Annotated in this window: 17 protein-coding genes; 8 read left to right on the top strand and 9 right to left on the bottom strand. The window is 49.5% G+C overall.

The features are described 5' to 3' along the window. The first annotated feature begins 86 nt into the window (after positions 1 to 86). Both QZ303_RS09225 and QZ303_RS09220 read left to right on the top strand, forming a co-directional pair. Positions 87 to 1,016, top strand: coding sequence for an IS1595 family transposase (locus tag QZ303_RS09225; RefSeq protein ID WP_295731996.1), 930 nt, complete (start codon positions 87 to 89; stop codon positions 1,014 to 1,016). Further along, positions 1,013 to 1,147, top strand: coding sequence for a hypothetical protein (locus QZ303_RS09220; protein ID WP_295731993.1), 135 nt, complete (start codon positions 1,013 to 1,015; stop codon positions 1,145 to 1,147). The genes QZ303_RS09225 and QZ303_RS09220 overlap by 4 nt, the downstream gene beginning before the upstream one ends. A 361-nt stretch (positions 1,148 to 1,508) precedes the next feature. Here the strand turns inward: QZ303_RS09220 and QZ303_RS09215 are convergent, their stop codons facing one another. Then, positions 1,509 to 1,787, bottom strand: coding sequence for a hypothetical protein (locus QZ303_RS09215; RefSeq protein WP_295731991.1), 279 nt, complete (start codon positions 1,785 to 1,787; stop codon positions 1,509 to 1,511). A 1,205-nt stretch (positions 1,788 to 2,992) separates the two neighbouring features. Here QZ303_RS09215 and QZ303_RS09210 point away from each other — a divergent pair. Beyond that, entirely contained in the window at positions 2,993 to 3,184 is a 192-nt protein-coding gene (locus QZ303_RS09210; RefSeq protein WP_295731988.1) for a hypothetical protein, read from the top strand. A gap of 211 nt (positions 3,185 to 3,395) precedes the next feature. Next, complete coding sequence (locus tag QZ303_RS09205; RefSeq protein ID WP_295731985.1) at positions 3,396 to 4,847, top strand: MFS transporter; 1,452 nt, start codon at positions 3,396 to 3,398, stop codon at positions 4,845 to 4,847. Here QZ303_RS09205 and QZ303_RS09200 read toward each other — a convergent pair. From QZ303_RS09200 to QZ303_RS09165, 8 genes are all read right to left on the bottom strand, one after another. Further along, the gene (locus QZ303_RS09200) at positions 4,822 to 7,314 is read right to left on the bottom strand and encodes a bifunctional UDP-N-acetylmuramoyl-tripeptide:D-alanyl-D-alanine ligase/alanine racemase (protein WP_295731982.1); all 2,493 of its coding nucleotides are present in this window, start codon (positions 7,312 to 7,314) and stop codon (positions 4,822 to 4,824) included. The genes QZ303_RS09205 and QZ303_RS09200 overlap by 26 nt on opposite strands. A 133-nt stretch (positions 7,315 to 7,447) precedes the next feature. Next, positions 7,448 to 7,894 (bottom strand): PepSY-like domain-containing protein, encoded by a 447-nt coding sequence (locus QZ303_RS09195; RefSeq protein WP_295731979.1) that lies wholly within the window; start codon positions 7,892 to 7,894, stop codon positions 7,448 to 7,450. Between the two features lie 19 nt (positions 7,895 to 7,913). Beyond that, positions 7,914 to 8,282, bottom strand: a complete 369-nt coding sequence (locus tag QZ303_RS09190) for a DUF488 domain-containing protein (protein WP_295731976.1) — start codon at positions 8,280 to 8,282, stop codon at positions 7,914 to 7,916. 143 nt (positions 8,283 to 8,425) lie between these two features. Further along, complete coding sequence (gene trxB, locus QZ303_RS09185) at positions 8,426 to 9,367, bottom strand: thioredoxin-disulfide reductase (protein WP_295731973.1); 942 nt, start codon at positions 9,365 to 9,367, stop codon at positions 8,426 to 8,428. Between the two features lie 47 nt (positions 9,368 to 9,414). Next, positions 9,415 to 10,068: a LolA-like putative outer membrane lipoprotein chaperone gene (locus QZ303_RS09180; protein ID WP_295731970.1), complete on the bottom strand. Its 654-nt coding sequence runs from the start codon at positions 10,066 to 10,068 to the stop codon at positions 9,415 to 9,417. Between the two features lie 17 nt (positions 10,069 to 10,085). Next, positions 10,086 to 12,749 carry a DNA translocase FtsK gene (locus QZ303_RS09175; RefSeq protein WP_363322837.1) on the bottom strand — a complete coding sequence of 888 codons (2,664 nt, stop codon included), beginning with the start codon at positions 12,747 to 12,749 and terminating at the stop codon, positions 10,086 to 10,088. Between the two features lie 201 nt (positions 12,750 to 12,950). Further along, positions 12,951 to 13,595 carry a ribulose-phosphate 3-epimerase gene (gene rpe / locus QZ303_RS09170; protein ID WP_295731967.1) on the bottom strand — a complete coding sequence of 215 codons (645 nt, stop codon included), beginning with the start codon at positions 13,593 to 13,595 and terminating at the stop codon, positions 12,951 to 12,953. A 41-nt stretch (positions 13,596 to 13,636) separates the two neighbouring features. Then, positions 13,637 to 14,314: a DedA family protein gene (locus QZ303_RS09165; RefSeq protein ID WP_295731964.1), complete on the bottom strand. Its 678-nt coding sequence runs from the start codon at positions 14,312 to 14,314 to the stop codon at positions 13,637 to 13,639. A 629-nt stretch (positions 14,315 to 14,943) separates the two neighbouring features. Between QZ303_RS09165 and QZ303_RS09160 the strand changes: the two genes are divergently transcribed. The 4 genes from QZ303_RS09160 to cdaA all read left to right on the top strand — a co-directional run bounded on the left by QZ303_RS09160 (position 14,944) and on the right by cdaA (position 19,542). Then, positions 14,944 to 16,353, top strand: a complete 1,410-nt coding sequence (locus QZ303_RS09160) for an OmpP1/FadL family transporter (protein WP_295731961.1) — start codon at positions 14,944 to 14,946, stop codon at positions 16,351 to 16,353. A gap of 148 nt (positions 16,354 to 16,501) precedes the next feature. Further along, positions 16,502 to 17,866, top strand: coding sequence for a histidine--tRNA ligase (gene hisS / locus QZ303_RS09155; protein ID WP_295731959.1), 1,365 nt, complete (start codon positions 16,502 to 16,504; stop codon positions 17,864 to 17,866). A gap of 23 nt (positions 17,867 to 17,889) precedes the next feature. Further along, positions 17,890 to 18,744 (top strand): dihydropteroate synthase, encoded by an 855-nt coding sequence (gene folP, locus QZ303_RS09150; RefSeq protein WP_295731956.1) that lies wholly within the window; start codon positions 17,890 to 17,892, stop codon positions 18,742 to 18,744. 18 nt (positions 18,745 to 18,762) lie between these two features. Next, positions 18,763 to 19,542, top strand: coding sequence for a diadenylate cyclase CdaA (gene cdaA / locus QZ303_RS09145; protein ID WP_295731953.1), 780 nt, complete (start codon positions 18,763 to 18,765; stop codon positions 19,540 to 19,542). Positions 19,543 to 20,001: the final 459 nt, after the last annotated feature.

Raw genomic sequence — 20,001 nt, 5'->3', positions numbered from 1 at the left:
TGCCTTTCAAGATGTTGGACTCTCTGATTTATGGTTTAGCGGACAGTAATAAAAGTTAATAAACCCAACCCCAAACAGGTTGGCTTATGAACGATATTAACTTTGGAACATTTAATTCGCTGTATAACTTCTTCACAGCTTTCCCAGATGAGGCGAGTTGCATCGCCTTTCTTGAGAATAAACTTTGGCCTAACGGTGTGGTGTCGCCCTATGACCCAACGTCAAAGGTATATCGCCGTGGCGATGGTATGTACCGCTGCAAGAACACGGGCAAGAATTTCAACGTCAGGATAGGTACGATATTTGAAGGCACAAAACTCCCCTTGCGTAAGTGGTTCATCGGTTTGTACCTGCACCACAATCACAAGAAGGCTATCTCCGCCACCCAATTAGCAAAGGACATCGGGGTAACGCTAAAGACTGCGTGGTTCATGCTCCATAAGTTCCGCAGGACATCGCACGTTGTTCATTTCCAAAAGTTAGACGGTGAGGTTGAACTGGATGAGACTTTCGTTGGCGGTAAAAATGACAACCGTCACGCGGATAAGAAAGTTCCCAAATGTCAGGGCAGGAGTTTCAAGGATAAAGTTCCTGTCATGGGGATGTTGCAACGTGGCGGAGCAGTGATATGCAAGGTGGTAAAAGACACTAAAGTTAAATCCCTTACGCCTCCTATTCTGAAGTCAGTAGCAAGGACGGCAACGCTATTTACCGATGAATGGTGTGGCTATGACTTAGTCCGTAAACTCTATAAGGCTGAGATTGTTGACCATAGTAGAAAACAATACGTTAATGGCAACGCCTATACCAATAGCATAGAAGGCTTTTGGGGCAATTTCTGTAAGCGTGTCATTCACGCCATCTATAACAAAGTCAGCCGTAAGTATATGCAACGGTATTTTGATGAGTTTTCGTTCCGATTCAACACGCGCAACGTTAGTAACGACACGCGGTTTGAAATGGCGATAGCCAACTCCCAAATCCGCGTAACGCAAAATCAGATAGTAGGAAAATGAAGCCTAAGAAAAAGGACAAAAATTACATACCCATACTTGACCAGCCTATTGATGAGCTGAAAAAGCCTATGGGCAAACCCGTGGATTTCGGTAAAGCAATGACCGATATTCTACCTAAGAAAAAGAAGTGACTATATATGGTTTTCGTTTACAAGCCATACAATAGTTTCTACCACGGCATCAAGAAGATTATCTTGTGTTGTTTCAAACAGATTGTCTTTTTCGGGGTTCCAATACACAACCCTATCTGCCGTTGTCATCGTTAGGCAATATTCCACCTGCTTTTCCTCTATAAACGGAGGTAGCAGGTTTACCAAAGCCGATAATGACCACGCTGGGATACTATTGAGCATTCCGCTCGGTAATGTGGCATTTAATAAGGAGAGCCGTGGTTCGCTATTCCTGCGGAGAACATAGCAGTGGTCTGCAGTTTCTTCCGAAATTCCCAATTTGATGAGAACTTTGGATTGCTCTACGCTCGTACAGATAGGATTAGTTCCCATTCTCGTTCTCCTCCCGAAGTTTCTTTTCAAGATACTCACGCATGAGTTCGTTTGTTCGGTCTTGCTCGGCTTGACGTTCTTCCTCTTCCTCCTTTTTTCGTTGTTTACGACCTGCATCAAACCAACCGATGATACAACCTACAATAAAGATAATGGCGATGAATGACAAACCTGTGGCGGGGTCAATATTCGGAAAGAATAAGAGCATGAAAAAGCTGTAAATTCCAGCCATCATCATTCCGATGAAAAACGAATAGAGAATTTTCATATGGCGATTTTACAAGAGTTCTCCGCAGGCATCCGATTGGAGAAATTTTCTTACTTGAGTTATATATAGAAAGTGGGCTGCCATCCTTGCACTCTTGTAGGTATCGCCAAACACCTGAATACACGCACGGATAGGCAGCCCACATTATATGAGCTGTCACCGTGCCTCGTGTATTCTTAGATGAGAATTGGCGATTTCACAAGAAGTGAGGCACTTTCTCTGTTATTTCAAACTTTGTCTTCTCAAAGACAGTGCAAAGTTACGAATTTTTTTGCTAACTTTGCACTTGAAATTCAACCAAGTACGAAAAGATATGGCAGATAAACCTATTCCAATAGATGAAAATGATATGCTTACCGAAAACTGTCCTCGTGGCGGAAAGCATGAATTAGTATATAATTCCGACACGAAAATGCTGGAATGCAAGAAGTGCGGTAAATCTATATGGAGTAAGCATTATTATGACAAACAACCACCTTGTAATCACGAGTGATTGACGCATAATTTTCGTACAGTATTCTCTACTCTCTTGTTTGGACGTTCTAATTTAGGGTTTGCGTTGTAAAAGCCTTCTCTTATTTCATCTTCAGAGAAGCCTTCTTTTTCAAAGACTTTACGCAAATCCTCAATGGTATGTATTGGCGTTTTCATTTCTTTTCTCTAATCAATTTTCCAAAATACTCTCTAAACTCTCGTACATTACGGAATTTCCGTTCATCAATATCTATCCCGACTATCTGAGCAAACCTACGGATAGAGATTAAATCAGTAAGAGGAAATTTCATATTCCGCTCTTGCTCGGTCACCATACGGCCATTCATCTTATTACTCTTTCGTATAATCCCGATAAGGCTACTGAGAAGTGCTACGGTAGCCGAATTTCCAGCACTCTCGCCACTCGTTTCTCGCTCGGTAATATCGTGTACCTTCGGAAGTCTATCCACTGACAGGAATGCCTCTCGGAAGTGCGTCTGCCTTTCCTCTGCTCCGCTTACCGATATGTCGGTGCCACCGTCATCGTTCTTCTCCCAACTGATAGTTATGCTTGACTCGTTCATAATCACTATTCTCTAAGTAATTTTATTAACCTTGTATTAGTAAATTACTTAGGCTATTGCACAACCCAACAACTTTAACTAATTTTGCGAGAGAATAAGATAACAAGGGTTTGAAATAACCCTTACTAAAAATGGAAAGGAGGTAATATGGCAGACTTCAAAAAAGGTGATGTGGTGTATTTGAATTCAGACCCCAATATGAAGTTTACGGTTCATTCAATAATCAACTTCAGAGGAGAAACACAGATTGAACTTGTTTACTTTAATCAGCAAAACAATCAGTTTGAATATCCAAAATTTGCACCTGAGTTACTCTCCGTGGTTAATAAGGATAACTGAGTGAAATATAGGAATGCCGCAAAAATAGATTGTAATTTTTGTTGATTTCTTATATTCAGAGTTCCCGTTTACGACTATCTTTTTAGAAATTAATGCTTTCATATTAGTTCGTTTTCTTTCGTTATAACTGGTATGAAAGCATTTTATCTATGCGCCACTCTGTTCGGGGTAGTTTCGTAATAACTCACCTTTATTATAAAAACTCACGCATATGTCTGATTCTTCATCGTCAACGGAAAATAAAAGTAATGCCGGCGCGCCAATTCCGAAAGGGGCGGTCAATCTGGAAACGATGCCTCTTCGCGGTGGGCAGATATGGGTGCTTATCGTGGCCTCCATGGGGCAGTTCATAGGGCAGGGCCTTGCCACGCTCGTGGGTGTTATCATACCAATGATAGAGGTGGTGACGCATCCCGAGATGTCGGCCATAGCGCAGGGGGTGCTCGGCTGTATCGCTCTGTGCGGGCGTACTCTCGGCACCGTGCTTTTCGGTCGGCTTAGCGACCGGTGGGGATATCTCGTGGTAGCTCGCGTGTGTCCGGCCATGATGGTGGCGGCATCGCTTGTCGCTTATTTCTGGCATCCCTTGTGGCTGTTGTATATCTGCCTGTTCTTCATGGGGCTGAGTGTGGGTGGAGAGTACAGCATCGACTCCGATTATATATCTGAGATTATGCCGAAGAAATGGAAATTCTTTATGGTAGGCGTCGCCAAGGCCTCGGCTGCCGTGGGTAGTGTGGTGGTGGCGGCCCTGTGTTATTTCATTATCAGAGGATGGACGAGCGCCGAGCCGTGGCCCGGGCTGCTTTTCATCATGACCGCTATCGCAGGTGTGATACTGCTGATGAGGGTGCATTTCACGGAATCACCCGGCTGGCTGATGTCGAGGGGACATGTGCAGGAGGCAGAAAAGGCCGTACATTATTTCGTTGGAAAAGATGTGTATATGCCTGTCCCCGCCACGGTGGACACTGTAGCGACACAGGCAAAGGAATCGATGGGCGTTTTCATAAAGAGGAATGCGCGTAAGATATTCTTCACCGGTGTGCCGTGGGCATGCGAGGGGCTGGGGGTGTACGGCATAGGCATTTTCATTCCAATACTCGTGATGTCGCTCGGCATCGACTATGTGTCGCCCTCGGCTCCGCGCATAGAGCATATCATAAATTCGGTCGAGATAACCATACTGCTCAGCGTATTCATGGCCGTAGGCTTCGGGCTCGGACTGGCGATAGTGCGGCGGTTGTATCATGTGTCGATGCAGACATGGGGCTTCGTCGGGAGTGCCGCCGGACTGGGCATCCTGCTCGTGGCGTACCTGCAACATTGGCCGGCATGGATAGCGATAACCGGCTTCGTGTTGTTCGAGCTGTTCCTGAACGCCGGACCTCACCTTATCACGTTCATCCTGCCATCGCAGGTCTACCCGGTGGTCGACAGAGGCAGTGGCGTGGGCATCTCCGCCGCCATAGGTAAATCGGGTGCAGTCCTCGGGGCGTTCTTTATTCCGGTGATGCTACACCACTGGGGTTGCGGCATGGTTATAGGTGTCTCTATCGTGGTTATGCTTCTTGGAGCGCTTGTCACGGGCATTGTGGGCCCGAAGGTGCTCCCTCATGACGGTGAGGAGCCTGACATTACTCCCGGAAGTAGACACGCTTGACGCGTGTCGACACGGAAGTGAGCACCTCATATGGTATAGTGCCAAGGGTGTCGGCTATGGTGGCGACGCTGATGTTCGGGCCGAATATCTCCACGCGGTCACCCACTGAGCATTGCGCGTCGGTCACGTCAATCATGCATATGTCCATGCATATGTTGCCTACGATGGGGCATAGCGTTCCGTTGATCCACACTGATGATTTGCCGCATCCGAGGGCGCGCCGCAGCCCGTCGGCATACCCGATCGGGATAGTGGCTATGCGGGAGTCGCGAGTCAGTACTCCTTTGCGTCCGTATCCTATGGTGGTGCCGGCATGCCATTCTTTGATTGAGATTACCACAGTGCGCAACGAGCTGACCGGCTGTAGGTCGGCCTGGCTGCCGTCGTCGAGCGTGGGTATGCCGTAGAGGCATATGCCGAGGCGCACCATGTCGTACTGGTACTGTGGGAATCTGGTGATGCCGGTAGAGTTGAGTATGTGGCGCAGCATGTCGGGGAATGCTTCCTTGAGGCGTGAACTCCAGTCGTCGAACAGGTCGAACTGTAGCCTGTTGTAATCGTCCATGGCAGGGCAGTCCGCCGCCGCGAGGTGGGAGAATGTGGAGCGTGGGGTGACGACATCCTGCGACTTCAATTCGTTGATGAGGCGGTCGATGTCATCGCCGAGAAATCCCAGACGGTGCATGCCGGTGTCGAGCTTAATGTGGATCGGGAAGCCTTTCACGCCGTAGCGACGTCCTTCAGAGATGATTTCATGCAGTATGTCGAAAGAATATACTTCCGGTTCGAGCATATGGGCGAAGAGGGTGCGGTAGTTCGTTACCTTTGGGTTGAGCACCATAATAGGCATCGTTATGCCTGATTTGCGTAGATCCATCGCTTCGTCGGCCACGGCAACAGCGAGGTAGGCCGCTCCCTGGTTCTGGAGCGTGCGGGCGAGTTCGTAGCTTCCGGCGCCGTAGCCGGAAGCTTTCACCATGGCGACTATGCCGGTGTGAGGTAGCAACTGCGCGCGGAAAAGATTGAAATTGTGGACCATCGCATCAAGGTCGACCTCAAGCACGGTTTCATGCTGCCGGGCCTCAAGCATGTCGGTAATCTTGTCTACATCGATGCTGTCGCCACCCTTTATCAGAATCAGTTCATGGTCGAATTCGCTTGGCGTGGCTATCGCTATGAAGTCGGCAAGGGTGGGGTAGGACTTCGTTTCCATGCCGGCGAACATGTCGGCATGTCGGCTTATGTCGTGACCTATGCATATGACCCGGTCTATGGAATGGCGCGTAAGCAACCGTGCGGCGTTGTCGTATATCGTCGCGTTATCGCTGGGAGAGGATGCCTTCATGTCGGGTAGAATCACGGTGGCACGTGTGTCAGGTGTGCGGCGTCGGTTCATGAAGTCGAGCGCGGACAGCAGCGATGGGTAGTCGGAGGAATAGTGGTCGGTTATCAGGGTGCAGTCGTTGACACCTTCAACCACATTGAGGCGTGTATCGATATGCGGCATAGTTGAGAATCCGGATGAAACCTCTACGGGATCTATGCCGAGGGCCATGAGGGTTGCTATGGATAGCGAGGCGTTGTCGAGAGCCGCTTCGGAAGTGAAAGGTATGGTTATTGCTCCTTCCATCGCGAAGCGCGGGGAAGAGAAACGGATGTTGGTGACTCCGGCGTTTCTATCGATGGCTGCGTGTATCCTTATGTCGGCCTCACGGGCACCAATGCGGCTTATCGTCAGTCGTTGCTTTGCGGGAATGGCATCTGCGGCGCGCTGTGCAAGGAGCGGATCGTCTACCGAATGGATAAGGAGTGGACATCCCGTGAACAAGCGTAGCTTTTCGTCGCATTTGTCGCTGCGGGATGAGAAGCCGTCGGCATGTTCGATGCCTACGTTGGTGATTATGCCCAATGTCGGTGATATCATCCGGCGCAATGAATCCATTTCGCCGTATTCGGAGATTCCGGCCTCGAATATGCCAAGCTCGGCATCCGGGCCTATTTCCCAAAGGGAAAGGGGTACGCCGATCTGGCTGTTGTAGGAGCGCGGTGAGCGCACGGTGTGCATGTGGCTTCCCAACAGGTGGTTGAGCCATTCCTTTAGGGTGGTCTTGCCACGGCTGCCTGTTATGCCGATGACCGGAAGTGAGGTGAACTTGTCGCGGTGCGATTGTGCGAGTCGTTGCAACGACTCTTTCACGTCTGGAACTACGAAGAAATTGGCGTCGGCATAACATGCGTCGGCAGTGTCAGGACGTCGGCGTACCACGAAATTCTTCACTCCTCGCCGGTAAAGTTCGGCCACATAGCGATGTCCGTCACCGGAAGGTGTGGTTAGTGCGAAAAACAGTGTGCGCTCGGGGTAAGTGAGCGAGCGCGAGTCGGTAAGCAGTACGTCGATTTTAGCGTTGGGATTGACGGGCGGAATGGTCCGTAGGAGGGAGGCTATCTGTTGCGCGGAATATTGCATAGGTGGTGACGAACTTATTGTGGATTCAGAGGCACAAAATTAAGAAAAACCTCAATATGTAGGATGGGTGCATACAGAAAAATCCATCGATGTTTTCGATGGATTTTTATAGTAGTCGCGGAGGTTTTATATGTCAGTCGTCGTACCTTACGAATCTGCCCTCTTTATCGAAACGGATGTCTATGCCGTTGGATAGTTCTACTTCCCAACCACTGCGTTTGCGTTCGAGGCTCACGATATGCTGACCTTTGTGTGAAGAAGCCACATAGTTGGTAATTGCAGCGGGGACGAGTCCTTTGGGAACAGCCTTTGCCTCCGATGTCTCGACCTCCTTCATGTTACCTTTATTATCGAATGATATCTCTGTGCCGTCAGTCAGCACGACGTCGTATTCATCGATATGGCCGAGTGTCTTGTCGACTTTTATCAAGCTTACATTGGCCTTGAAGTGTTTTGCAATCAGTTCACGGGCCACGGTAGGCAACGTGGAGATGTCTCGGGAGAATGTGTCGGAAGCCGATGCGGTGAATACTCCCGCCATTGCTATGGCGACTCCCATTATGATACGTTTAATCTTCATAGTCATCTAATGTTAAAAATTATAGTTTGCTTTTTAGATAGGATGCAAGTATGACGGCATTGTTGTGAACGGTGTCACGGCTGCTGTAAAGCAAGGTGACATACTGATGTTTCCGTATTTCGGAGAGAAGTGCTCCCATTGCCGGATTGGATTGCAGTTCCATAGTGTACCTCCGGTTGAATTCTTCCCATCTTGTGGCCGGATTGCCATGAAACCACTCGCGCAATTCGGTCGAGGGGGCCACGTCCTTTGCCCACATGTCGTAATGGAACTTCTCTTTGCTTTCACCACGCGGCCATAGACGATCCACATATATCCTGAACCCTTCATGCGGTAGAACTGTTCCTGACGGATCGGCATAGACACGTTCAATACTTATATCGGTCATAACATTGTCATCTTTTATATTATAACGTCTACGGCATGATATGGTTCTGGCGTAGTTGGCTCGGTCGGATATGGAAATAGCTGTAACGGCCAAACCGGCAATTACAGCTATACAGTATCAGGATTGAGGGATTAAGACATAAATCAGGACTGGTGTTCCATGAGGAAGCGTTCAGCATCGAGTGCGGCGCGGCATCCCGAGCCGGCGGCTATGATGGCCTGCTGGTAGACCGGGTCTGCAACATCGCCCGCCGCGAATACTCCGTCAACACTTGTCGACTGATCATTTCCTGTTAGTTTGATGTAGCCTTGTTCGTCGAGTTCGATATGACCACGGAATATATCTGTGTTGGGCTTATGTCCTATGGCCAGGAAGAAGCCGTCGATCTTTATGTCGAATTCGTGTTCCTCCGGTGTGCCGGCATATTCCACAAGGTGTGCGCCTTCCACAAACTCTTCCCCGAATAAGCCTCGTGTCTGGGTGTTGAACAGGATAGTGATATTTTCCTTCTCGGTCACGCGCTTTTGCATGGCCTTCGAGGCGCGCAGGTAGTCCTTACGCACGATCATATAGACTTGCTTGGCAAGCCCGCTCAGATAATATGCTTCCTCGCATGCGGTGTCGCCACCTCCGACCACCGCTACCGAGCGGCCACGGTAGAAGAATCCGTCGCATGTGGCACATGCCGATACGCCGAGTCCGGCATAGCGTCTCTCGTCGTCAAGGCCGAGATAGCGGGCCGACGCACCTGTGGCGATTATCACAGTGTCGGCTTTTATCTTCGTGCCATCGTCTGAAACAGCAATGAAAGGCCGTTTTGAGAAATCGACCATGGTGATTACACCTGTGCGGAGGTCGGCATCAAAACGTGCTGCCTGCCTGCGCAGGTCGTCCATGAGCTGTGCTCCCATTACTCCGTCGGGGTAGCCCGGGAAGTTCTCCACTTCTGAAGTGGTGGTTAACTGACCGCCCGGTTGCAGTCCTTCATATATTATCGGAGCAAGATTGGCTCGCGATGCGTAGATTGCCGCCGTGTATCCGGCAGGTCCGGAGCCGATGATAAGGCATTTGGTAGTATCGCTCATAAGTATGTATTATGTTTTTGAATTCTGGTAAAATAATGTCGGAATGGTCAGCGTAGGTCGATCAGGGCATATCCCGGATAGTCTGCTTTGTTGAAAACAAACATCGACGCGGCATGGTTTGTGGTGCGGTCGATGCTCCCTATTTTCAGTGTCACTGTCTGTCCGGCCCCGAACGTAAGGATGATGCGTGTTGGCAGGAATGTCGTTTGGTTCACATCAATTACGGCATTGCTGAAGGCCATGTGCTGTGAGGCGCCCGGGATGAGACGCAATGAATATGTCCCCGTGTTTCCTTTGAGAAGCTGAGGAGATGAAACCTTGTTAAGGGCGGATATGATTACCATGGGATTGACCTGTGCAAGTTCGTCGGGCATAGGCTCCGAGATGTTCACTTCCTTTGTAGATGTGTCGAGCGACCATTGCGTGCGGCCGTCATACCATATCTTTGCTTTAGGGAGCGAGAGGAAAAATTTGTCTCCCGACATTTTCAAAGTCCCGGCCACAGTCTGTCCTTCCGAGGTAAGAGTGAATGGAGCGGTGATATTCCTGGACTTGCCAAGTTCCGTAGCCGTGCGGTCAAGAATTTGTCGTGCAGTCAAGCCCTTAGTGGCAGCTCCGTGTGACAGCACAGGAACAATCAGAAACGCCATTAAGGCGAGCAGCAATGATGCGGTTTTTGGTGATGTGGTATGTCGTATCATATATCGGAGCGTCATGATTATATTTCAAGCATTCGTTCAAGCTGGAGAGAATCTACAAGCACCTGCCGTGGTTTCGCACCGGAGGCCGGCCCTACTATTCCGGCCGCTTCCATCTGGTCCATGAGACGTCCTGCGCGGTTGTAGCCGATATTGTAGCGTCGTTGTAGCGAAGAGGTGGATGCCGTGTTTGACGACACGATAAACCTTGCCGCTTCTTCGAAGAGGGGGTCGCGGTCGTTGCCTTGGGTGATGGCGCCGGATATTGCATCGTTGTCTGGCACGTATTCCGGAAGCGGGTATGCTTCGCTGTAGCCGATCTGCTCGTGTATGCACTCCACGATATTCTCTACTTCCTCGGTGCTGATGAACGCGCATTGCACCCGGTCGATTTCTCCGTTGAATGAGAACAGCATGTCGCCTTTTCCGATGAGCTGGTTGGCACCCGGGCGGTCGAGGATTGTGCGCGAATCGACCATCTGGCTCACGCGGAAAGCGATTCGGCCAGGGAAGTTGGCTTTTATGATGCCGGTGATGACATTGGTCGACGGGCGCTGTGTGGCAAGAATCATGTGCATTCCTACCGCACGGGCCTTCTGGGCTATACGTGCTATCGGCTGTTCCACCTCCTTGCCGGCCATCATGATCAGATCGCCGAACTCGTCGACCACCATCACTATGTATGGGAGGTAGCGATGACCTTTCTCCGGATTCAGGCGCCGCTGCACGAATTTCGCGTTATACTCCTTGATGGTGCGCACATTGGCTTCCTTAAGCAGGGCATAGCGGTTGTCCATCTCAAGACAACATGAGTTGAGTGTTGCCACTACTTTCATCGGGTCGGTGATTATAGGTTCCTCCTCGTCGGGAAGTTTGGCGAGATAATGCTTCTCGAGTTTGGAATACAGGCTGAACTCTACCATCTTGGGGTCGACAAGCACGAATTTCAGCTCTGACGGATGTTTCTTGTAGAGCAACGACGCGATTATAACGTTGAGTCCCACTGATTTTCCCTGTCCGGTGGCGCCCGCTACAAGTACATGGGGCATCTTTGTCAGATCTGCAATGAAAATATCCTTAGAGATGGTGGCTCCCATGGCCATCGGGAGGTCGAACTTGCATTCCTGGAATTTTCTTGATCCGATTATCGAGCGCACGGGCACCATCTGAGCTTCCTTGTTGGGGACTTCGATGCCTATGGTGCCTTTACCCGGAATCGGTGCTATGATTCGGATTCCAAGGGCGGCCAGGCTCAATGCTATGTCATCTTCAAGCCTTTTGATTTTGGCTATCCGCACGCCTTCGGCAGGAACGATCTCATATAGCGTGACAGTCGGGCCGACAGTGGCCTTTATCTGCGAGATGGGTATCTGATAGTTGGCCAGGGTAGCTTTTATTCGTTCCTTATTTTCCTCCATCTCCTCTTGATCGACACTGACTTTCTGGTCGGGAACCTCATTGAGAAGGTCGATTGACGGGAAATGGAAACGCGACAGTTCGGCGGTAGGGTCGTAGGCCTCAGTGGATACATGCACCTCCGAATCGAATGCGGGTACGTCTATTGTAAGTTCAGGATCTTCCTGCTCCTCCTCATCAATATGTTGGATGACGGTATCTTTTTCAGGGATTGATGGTGTGACGCTCTCATCGGACATATCCTTTTGGAAAGGCTCGGCGTTCTCTGAGCCAGGAGTCTCGTCGAAAGCCTGATAGGTGTAGTCGTCGGCATCGGATGACGTTTGTCGCACCTCAACATCGTTGCCGATGAAATCTTCAGCGAAACCGACTATCGGTGTTTGCCTTGATATTACGTCCGGTTCTGTTTCATCGGTGTTATCCGTGTCCTCAATCTCCTTGTTGCTTTTAGAAAGGGTCTGTTCCACCTGCCGTTTCTCGGCTTCGAGTTTCTCGCGTTGTTCCCTGATGCGTGCTTTATGGGCATTGACTTTGCGGCGGTAGGCAACATACACCAGGCGCAGCTCATTGAGGTAGATACATGCCACCAGGGCAACGAGTACCGCGCTTACGAGTATGGTGCCTGCCACTCCAGCGTGTGCGAGTAGCCATGTGTTTACGGCATAGCCGTGTATGCCGCCCCAATATACCCATGTATTCAGTTTGTATGTGACAAGTCCGAGCACTATCGACATCGTGATGGCATCGATGAGGCTTTTTGCCGTCAGTCCCCAAAAGGAGAATCTGGAGCGATGTAGGAGATACCATCCGAGGATATAGAAATATGCTATCAGGATTAGTGATCCGGCTCCGAACCCATTGGATATCGCGTTATGGGCGAGGACAGCTCCGAACGCTCCTCCCGAATTGTTTGCTGTGCCACGTTCCGCTATTTCTGTGATTGTGTTGCCCATAACCAGGCTTTGGTCGTCCGCTCCTGTGGTAAAATAGGATATTGCGGCAAAAAGGGTGAATGTGGCCCAGCATATCATCAGTATGCCGGTGAAGATGCGCGTGCGCTTGTCATGTATGAAGCGTGCGATACGTCCCGGTGTCGAGACCGACGTTTTTTTTGCCTTTTCGGCTTTGGGGGATGCCGGTGATGTTGTGTCCGGTTCCATGGCACGACGCGATTCGCGCACGGTGTCAGACGGGGATACTGATTGAACATTGTCGAGCATTCCCGGATCGAAACCGAAATGATCGGATACTATATCATTGCGTTGCATTGTAGTGTTCTGTGTAAATTAGGCGTCTATATGGATAAAGACGAGGGTCAAAGATACGAATAAGTCGAGCGCAAAAACAAATTTATTTGGTTTTGCCGAGCGTGAGTATCTAAGGCGATAGCCAAAGATACGAAAAATCGTGGCAGATATGGTAATATTTGCCACGGTTTAAATGTTGTTAAGTAAAAACTCTAACAGGCTCTATAGGTTCTTTAATGTCAGGATCGCTTTCTGCGGATCGGGAGAATTGAATATATAGTTCCCTGCTACAAGAATGTCTGCCCCGGCCCGGGCGAGATCGGCACCCGTAAGGTCGTTGACACCTCCGTCAACTTCAATCAGAGCGGATGCCCTATGTCGGGAAATCATGTCGCGCAGACGTGCCACTTTGCTGATGGAGTTGCGTATAAAAGGCTGTCCGCCGAATCCTGGATTTACTGACATGATGAGTACGAGATCCACGATATCTATTACTTCCTCAAGCATAGCGACAGGTGTGGCGGGGTTGATAGTGACGCCCGCAAGCATCCCGGCATCGTGTATTTGAACGAGAGTGCGGTCAAGGTGCGTGCAAGCTTCATAATGCACGTTCATCAGCTTTGCCCCGCAGTCTCTGACGAGAGAGGTGTAGCGTCCGGGTTCGTTCACCATCATGTGGACGTCGAGCGGCTTTTCTGACATCTTTCCTATGGCTTTTATCACTGGAAAGCCGATGGATATGTTAGGCACGAAGTTGCCATCCATGACATCGACATGCAGGCAGAATGCTTCACTTGAATTCAGCATGTCGATCTGTGACCTGAGGTCGCTGAAATCAGCCGCCAACAGGGAGGGTGCTACTCGCATTTTATAGTCTTTTTGCTGTTATATACTTATGTTGGCATGCATTATGCCTCTTTATTCGGATGCGGTCGCAGCAGATTGTAGGCGATAAAGCATATGCAGAGCAGTCCGATGCCGTAACCGACGTAAGAGAGATACACGTTGTATTCCTCTATGGTATCGTAAAGCTGGCTTAACGAAACGAATCTTGAGAGGAAATAACCGAGTCCGGCAAGGACTGCATTCCAGACAAGAGCGCCGAGACCTGTGAATATCACGAATTTGCCCATGTTCATGCGGGCAAGGCCGGCTGGTATGGAGATAAGCTGTCGTACGGCAGGGATGAGCCTTCCTATAAATGTGGATATGGCTCCATGCTTGTCAAAATATTTCTCGGCTTTCTCTACCTTTGCGGAGTCGATGAGCAGGGCATGCCCGGCACGGCTGTTGGCAAAAGCGTAGACGATAGGTCGGCCGACCCACATGGCGAGGTAATAGTTTATTATGGCGCCGATGATGGCTCCGGCTGTCGCTACGAGGGTCACGAGGTATATATTCATGGACGAGCCTTCCTGCATGGCAAGATATGCGGCAGGTGGCACTACAAGTTCGGATGGGAAGGGGATGAACGAACTTTCGATGATCATGAATATGAACACGAACCAGTAGTTTGCATTCTCTACAAACCAACTGAAAAACTGGCTGGCATCGAATATGGCAAGTGGAATCAAGTCAAGTATCATATGTGACAGATATTTAGATGCATTTATATTCAGTGTGGAGAAAGCGTTGCGGCTTTCGCCTGCAAAATTACTAAAAAACAATATGGCATGAAATTATATCCATGCGAAATATTTTGATTATAATAATTAGGTGTAATGAATAAGAGGCGGCCGACATCATGCCGGCCGCCTCCACGTTTCAACTATTTATTTATGAGAACCTCATATGCCCGGTATCACTACCCGACCGATGAGGACGAGGGATGCGAAAAAGGTCTATCCAAATGTTTTCATTGTCTATAACAATTGGAATAGGTCTATGGAGGCTCTTGTGCGGTAGTTGAGGCTCTAAAAGATTATAAAAAAATGTAATCCGCCATGATTTTTTGTAAATATTATCAAATTAACTTAACCGATTAACAGTATGGGTTTCTTATTCCGGTAATAGATTGCTATATAAAGTGTGGGAGAAGTGCCGCAAGATTTTCCTCCTTTCAGCCATAAATAAAGGTGTAAATACACTCTAATCGACAACTATTGGTCAGTTTTGCCTATAATGTGTTCAATTTTCTCTGTGTATTTGAGGTATGTTAATACGATTATTCTTACCTTTGCAGCCGTTTTGAATAATAGATATTATAAAGTTGTATATGAGAAGAAGAATTTTTAGTCCATTGCTGCTTTTGACATCCATGTCGGTATTGGCCGAGGGATACCAGGTGAATACCTTCAGTCCCAAGCAGGAAGGCATGGGACATGTGGGTGTGGCGATGAAGCTTGGGGCGGAAAGCAACATATTTAATCCGGCTGCCGTGTCTTTTTCCGGAAAGACTCTCGAGATATCGGCCGGCGTCAGCGCTATTTCGGCATTGGCTTCATGTGACTATGATGGTAAAAAGTACGAGACGGACAATGGCGTAAGCACTCCGTTCAATATTTCGGCTGCATTCCGCATATATGACAATCTTTATGCAGGCATATCGCTTTACACCCCCTATGGCAGTTCGATCAACTGGGGGGAGAACTGGCCCGGCGCTATTCTCAACCAGTCGGTGGATCTCAAGGTGTTCACGGTCCAGCCGACTGTGTCGTGGCGGGTACTTCCTAATCTTGGAATCGGTGCAGGTATGATGATAGGCTGGGGCAACGTCAATCTCAACAAGGGGTTGGTGACTCCCGAATCGTTCGACCGGTTTCTACCTATCCTCGGTATGGCGCAGAACATGCAGTTCCCTTCCACGATAGGAAATGTGATGCCTGCTTCCGTGAATCTTACAGGCGATTCGCAGCTTGCGCTGGGGTTCAACGTCGGGGCTATCTACGACATTGACAGCCGTTGGACAGTAGGGGCATCCTATCGTTCGAAGATGAGCATGAAAGTGAAGAAGGGGGCTGCCCGCGTGTCGTATGCCAACGAGGCGTTGTCGAGGCCTGTGCTCGGGGAGTCGCTTGACCTGCTCAACTCCACCAACTTCTCGGCAGAGATGCCATGCCCCTACGTGCTTACTTTCGGTGTGTCATATAAGCCTATAGAGAAGCTGCTCCTTGCTTTCGACGCGCAGCTTAACGGATGGAGCACGTATAAGACTCTGGATATAGAGTTTGACAATCTTTCAGATTACGACCAGCATCTTACAAAGGATTATAAGGATTCATGGACTTTCCATTTGGGTGGACAATATGCGCTTACCGAGCGTCTTGACTTGAGAGCCGGTCTGATGCTCGACCTGTCACCTGTCAACGACAAGTACTATAACCCGGAGACTCCGGGTATGACCAAGATCGAACCTTCCGTGGGCCTTTCGTTCCGTCCGCTGCCTCAGCTGTCGATTGATGCCGCGTTCATGTATGTGTTCGGTGCCGGTGTCAACGGTGTGACCAACACCTACGACAATCTTCTTGCAGGGAAAGGCAACGCGATTCTTGACAAGATTTCAGAGGCTAATCCGGCCCTTGCTCCTATGGTGGCCGGGATGAAGATGCCGGAGACCGGGGAATTCAAGGCCGATTACAAGACGCGTGCGATTATTCCCGCCATAGGCATTTCTTATTCATTCTGATACTTTTCCGCCAAACTGTCTGCGGAATCAAATATTAATAAGTAACTTTGCAGAGCGACCGGACATGGATGCGGTCGCTCTGTCTTGTGTCGGGAATAAGCCCAACAGTGTCTCGGCACTATTTTCATGATAATACATTCCCTTGTATATGGCACAGAAACCATCAATACCCAAAGGTACACGCGACTTTTCCCCCATGGAGATGGCTCGTCGCAACTATATATTCGACACAATCCGAGAAGTGTTTCGCCTCTACGGTTTTCGCCAGATAGAGACTCCGGCAATGGAAAATCTTTCCACCCTTATGGGAAAATATGGCGAGGAGGGCGACAAGCTGCTGTTCAAGATATTGAATTCGGGAAATTATCTTAAAGGTGTCGATCGCGAAGCGCTCAATGGTGAGGAGCCGACCGGGAAGCTCACTTCCCAATTGTGTGAGAAGGGGTTGCGCTATGACCTTACCGTTCCTTTCGCGCGCTATGTAGTCATGCACCGTAATGAACTTCAGCTGCCGTTCCGCCGCTTCCAGATTCAGCCGGTATGGCGTGCCGACCGTCCTCAAAAAGGGCGCTATCGTGAGTTTTACCAGTGTGATGCGGACATCGTTGGATCCGATTCGCTTGTCAATGAAATAGAGCTTATACAGCTTGTCGACGAGGTTTTTGCGCGGCTTGGCATACGAATCGCCATAAAGCTCAACAACCGTAAGGTGCTTGCGGGAATTGCAGAGCTTATCGGTGCACCTGACAAACTCGTTGATATAACCGTGGCGATCGACAAGATTGACAAGATAGGTATCGACAATGTGGTTGCCGAGCTTGTGGAGCGCGGTCTTACGGCTGAAGCTATAGAGAAACTGCGTCCTATTTTGGCCATCTCCGGTTCGCTCGACGAGAGGCTTGCGGCTTTGTCGGAATTGCTGAAGGATTCATCTGTAGGCGTCCTCGGAGTGGAAGAACTCCGCACTGTAATTTCCGGCGCCACAGCTCAGGGTCTCAGGTCTCAGCTCGACCTTGACGTGTCGCTTGCCCGCGGACTGAATTACTATACCGGCACCATCATCGAGGTGAAGGCCCTTGATGTGCAGATAGGATCGATAACAGGTGGCGGTCGATATGACAATCTTACGGGAGTGTTCGGAATGCCGGGTCTTTCCGGAGTCGGCATATCATTCGGTGCCGACCGCATCTACGATGTGCTCAATACACTCGACCTTTACCCTGCCGGCACTTCGGCTTCCTCCAAAGTGATGTTCCTGAATCTCGGAGAGAAAGAGGTTGCGGCTTCCGTAAAGCTCGCAAAGACATTGCGCGATAAAGGAATATCCGCAGAGGTCTATCCCGACACTGTCAAGATGAAGAAGCAGATGGCATATGCCGACTCGATGCTCATACCGTATGTGGCTATAATCGGTGACTCGGAACTTGAGTCCGGTACGGTCACCTTGAAGAATATGTCGGATGGCACCCAGGAGTCGATTGATGCCGCCGCTCTCGTAGAGCGTCTGAAATAAAAAATTCTTTTCCCGTAAGCGCCATGCATCCTTTCTCTCTGAAACTACGTGACCGCATCGTGGAGATCACGCGCCCGCAGATAATGGGTATCGTCAATGTTACCCCCGATTCGTTTTATGCCGGCTCGCGCACTGCCGATGCCGATTCTATCGCCCGGAGGGTTGAGAAGATGGTGGCGGATGGGGCCGACTGGATCGATATCGGGGCTTACTCATCACGCCCGGGCGCTACGGAAGTATCGGTCGGGGAGGAGATAAACCGTCTACGTACCGGCATGAAATATCTTAGGGAGGTGGCGCCGGACATCCCTGTGAGCGTCGATACTTTCCGTGCCGATGTGGCTCGCATGGCGGTGGAGGAACTTGGTGTCGACGCTGTCAATGACATCTCCGGCGGCACGCTTGACGATGCTATGTTTTCCACGGTGGCACGCCTTGATGTTCCGTATGTCCTGATGCATATGCGTGGCACTCCTTCGACTATGCAGTCCTGCACCGGTTACTCCGATGTGACAGCCGACGTGATTACGGAGCTACAGCGGAAACTTGCGGATTTGCGCGGGCTTGGTGTATCGGATATCATCATTGATCCGGGTTTCGGATTCGCAAAGACTCTTGAACAGAACTATGAGTTGATGCATCATCTTGATGCTTTCTCCTTGCTCGGCTGTCCACTGCTTGTGGGTGTGTCGCGCAAGTCGATGATATACCGGCTCACCGGAAAGTCGCCCGAGGAGTCGCTTGCCGGAACTGTGGCTCTTGGCGCGCTTGCCATTGAAAGGGGGGCGGCGTTTCTGCGTGTACATGACGTGGCGGCAGCAGTAGATACACGTGCGGTTGTAGAGGCAACACTGCGCGGCAATATGAATCACTCATAAAAATCACAAATTCCACTCATGGCACCATTCGGCATAAAAGACGCGCTCGATATCATTATCGTTGCAATGCTCCTGTATTACTTGTATAAGATAATGAAGGAGTCGGGCACGATAAATATCTTTTTCGGAGTGCTTTCTTTCATTATTGTCTGGGTGGTGGCAAGTGAGATTTTCGAGATGAGGCTTATCGGCACCATTCTTGACAAGGTGATGTCGATTGGCTTGATTATCCTGGTCATACTTTTCCAGGATCAGATAAAGAGATTCCTTGTAGAGCTTGGCAATCATAACCGATGGCATTTCCTGCGCAACCTTTTCCGGCATCACAGAAATCCCTCGGCCGGCGTGGACTCACGCCGTTGGGTGATTCCTATAGTTTATGCCTGCATGTCCATGTCAAAGTCAAAGACGGGAGCGCTGATTGTCATAGAGCAGTCGATACCTCTGGAACTATATGAAAAGACCGGCGATTTCATAGACGCAGAGATTAATTCGCGGCTCATAGAGAACATATTCTTCAAGAATTCGCCGCTTCACGACGGCGCACTCATAATAGCCCACGACAGGATAAAGGCTGCGGGCTGTATTCTTCCGGTGAGCCACGACACCAATATTCCGCGATCGATGGGCTTGCGCCACCGCTCGGCTTTGGGCATAAGCCAGGCCACGGATGCCGCTGCCGTTGTGGTAAGCGAGGAGACGGGAAGTATATCGTTTGCCTATCGGGGAAAGATTATCTCGCGCCTGTCATCGACAGACCTGGAGAACAAACTTTCGCGGCTGAATTCCGATGAATAGTATTCCCACGTGGGCCGCTTTATCTCCATTTTCTGCGATTTCGCGTTTTTAGAGGTTGTTTAAAAACAAAAGTGAAATACCGGGCTGTCGGATTTTTAGGGAAATCGGATTTAAGACGAAGGAGCATAGTGGGCTATGTGACTGAGACGCAAATCCGATTTCACAAAAATCCGGCAGCAGAAAGGTAATTTCCGTTTCCGATTATTTCAGTATGTTAAAATATAATCTTTATCCATGACCCAATTAGAATACCCTTAGTTTCGCATCTTTGGATGCCCTTCACCTTTTGATTCAGTCGCATAGCCCACTATGCTCCTGAATCCGCAAGGCGAAATTCATCGCAAATCTGCGAACCCGGTATTTCACTTTTGTTTTTAAACAACCTCTTAGACGGAAGTAAATTTGGCACGGCAGACGCATCTTAAATAACCTTAACGGCTGTTGACCAATAAAAACCGG

This window comes from uncultured Muribaculum sp. (assembly GCF_910583865.1).
GTDB lineage: Bacteria > Bacteroidota > Bacteroidia > Bacteroidales > Muribaculaceae > Muribaculum.
The sequence above is the reverse complement of the archived record's forward strand: the minus strand, read 5'-3'. Positions and strand labels throughout refer to the sequence as shown.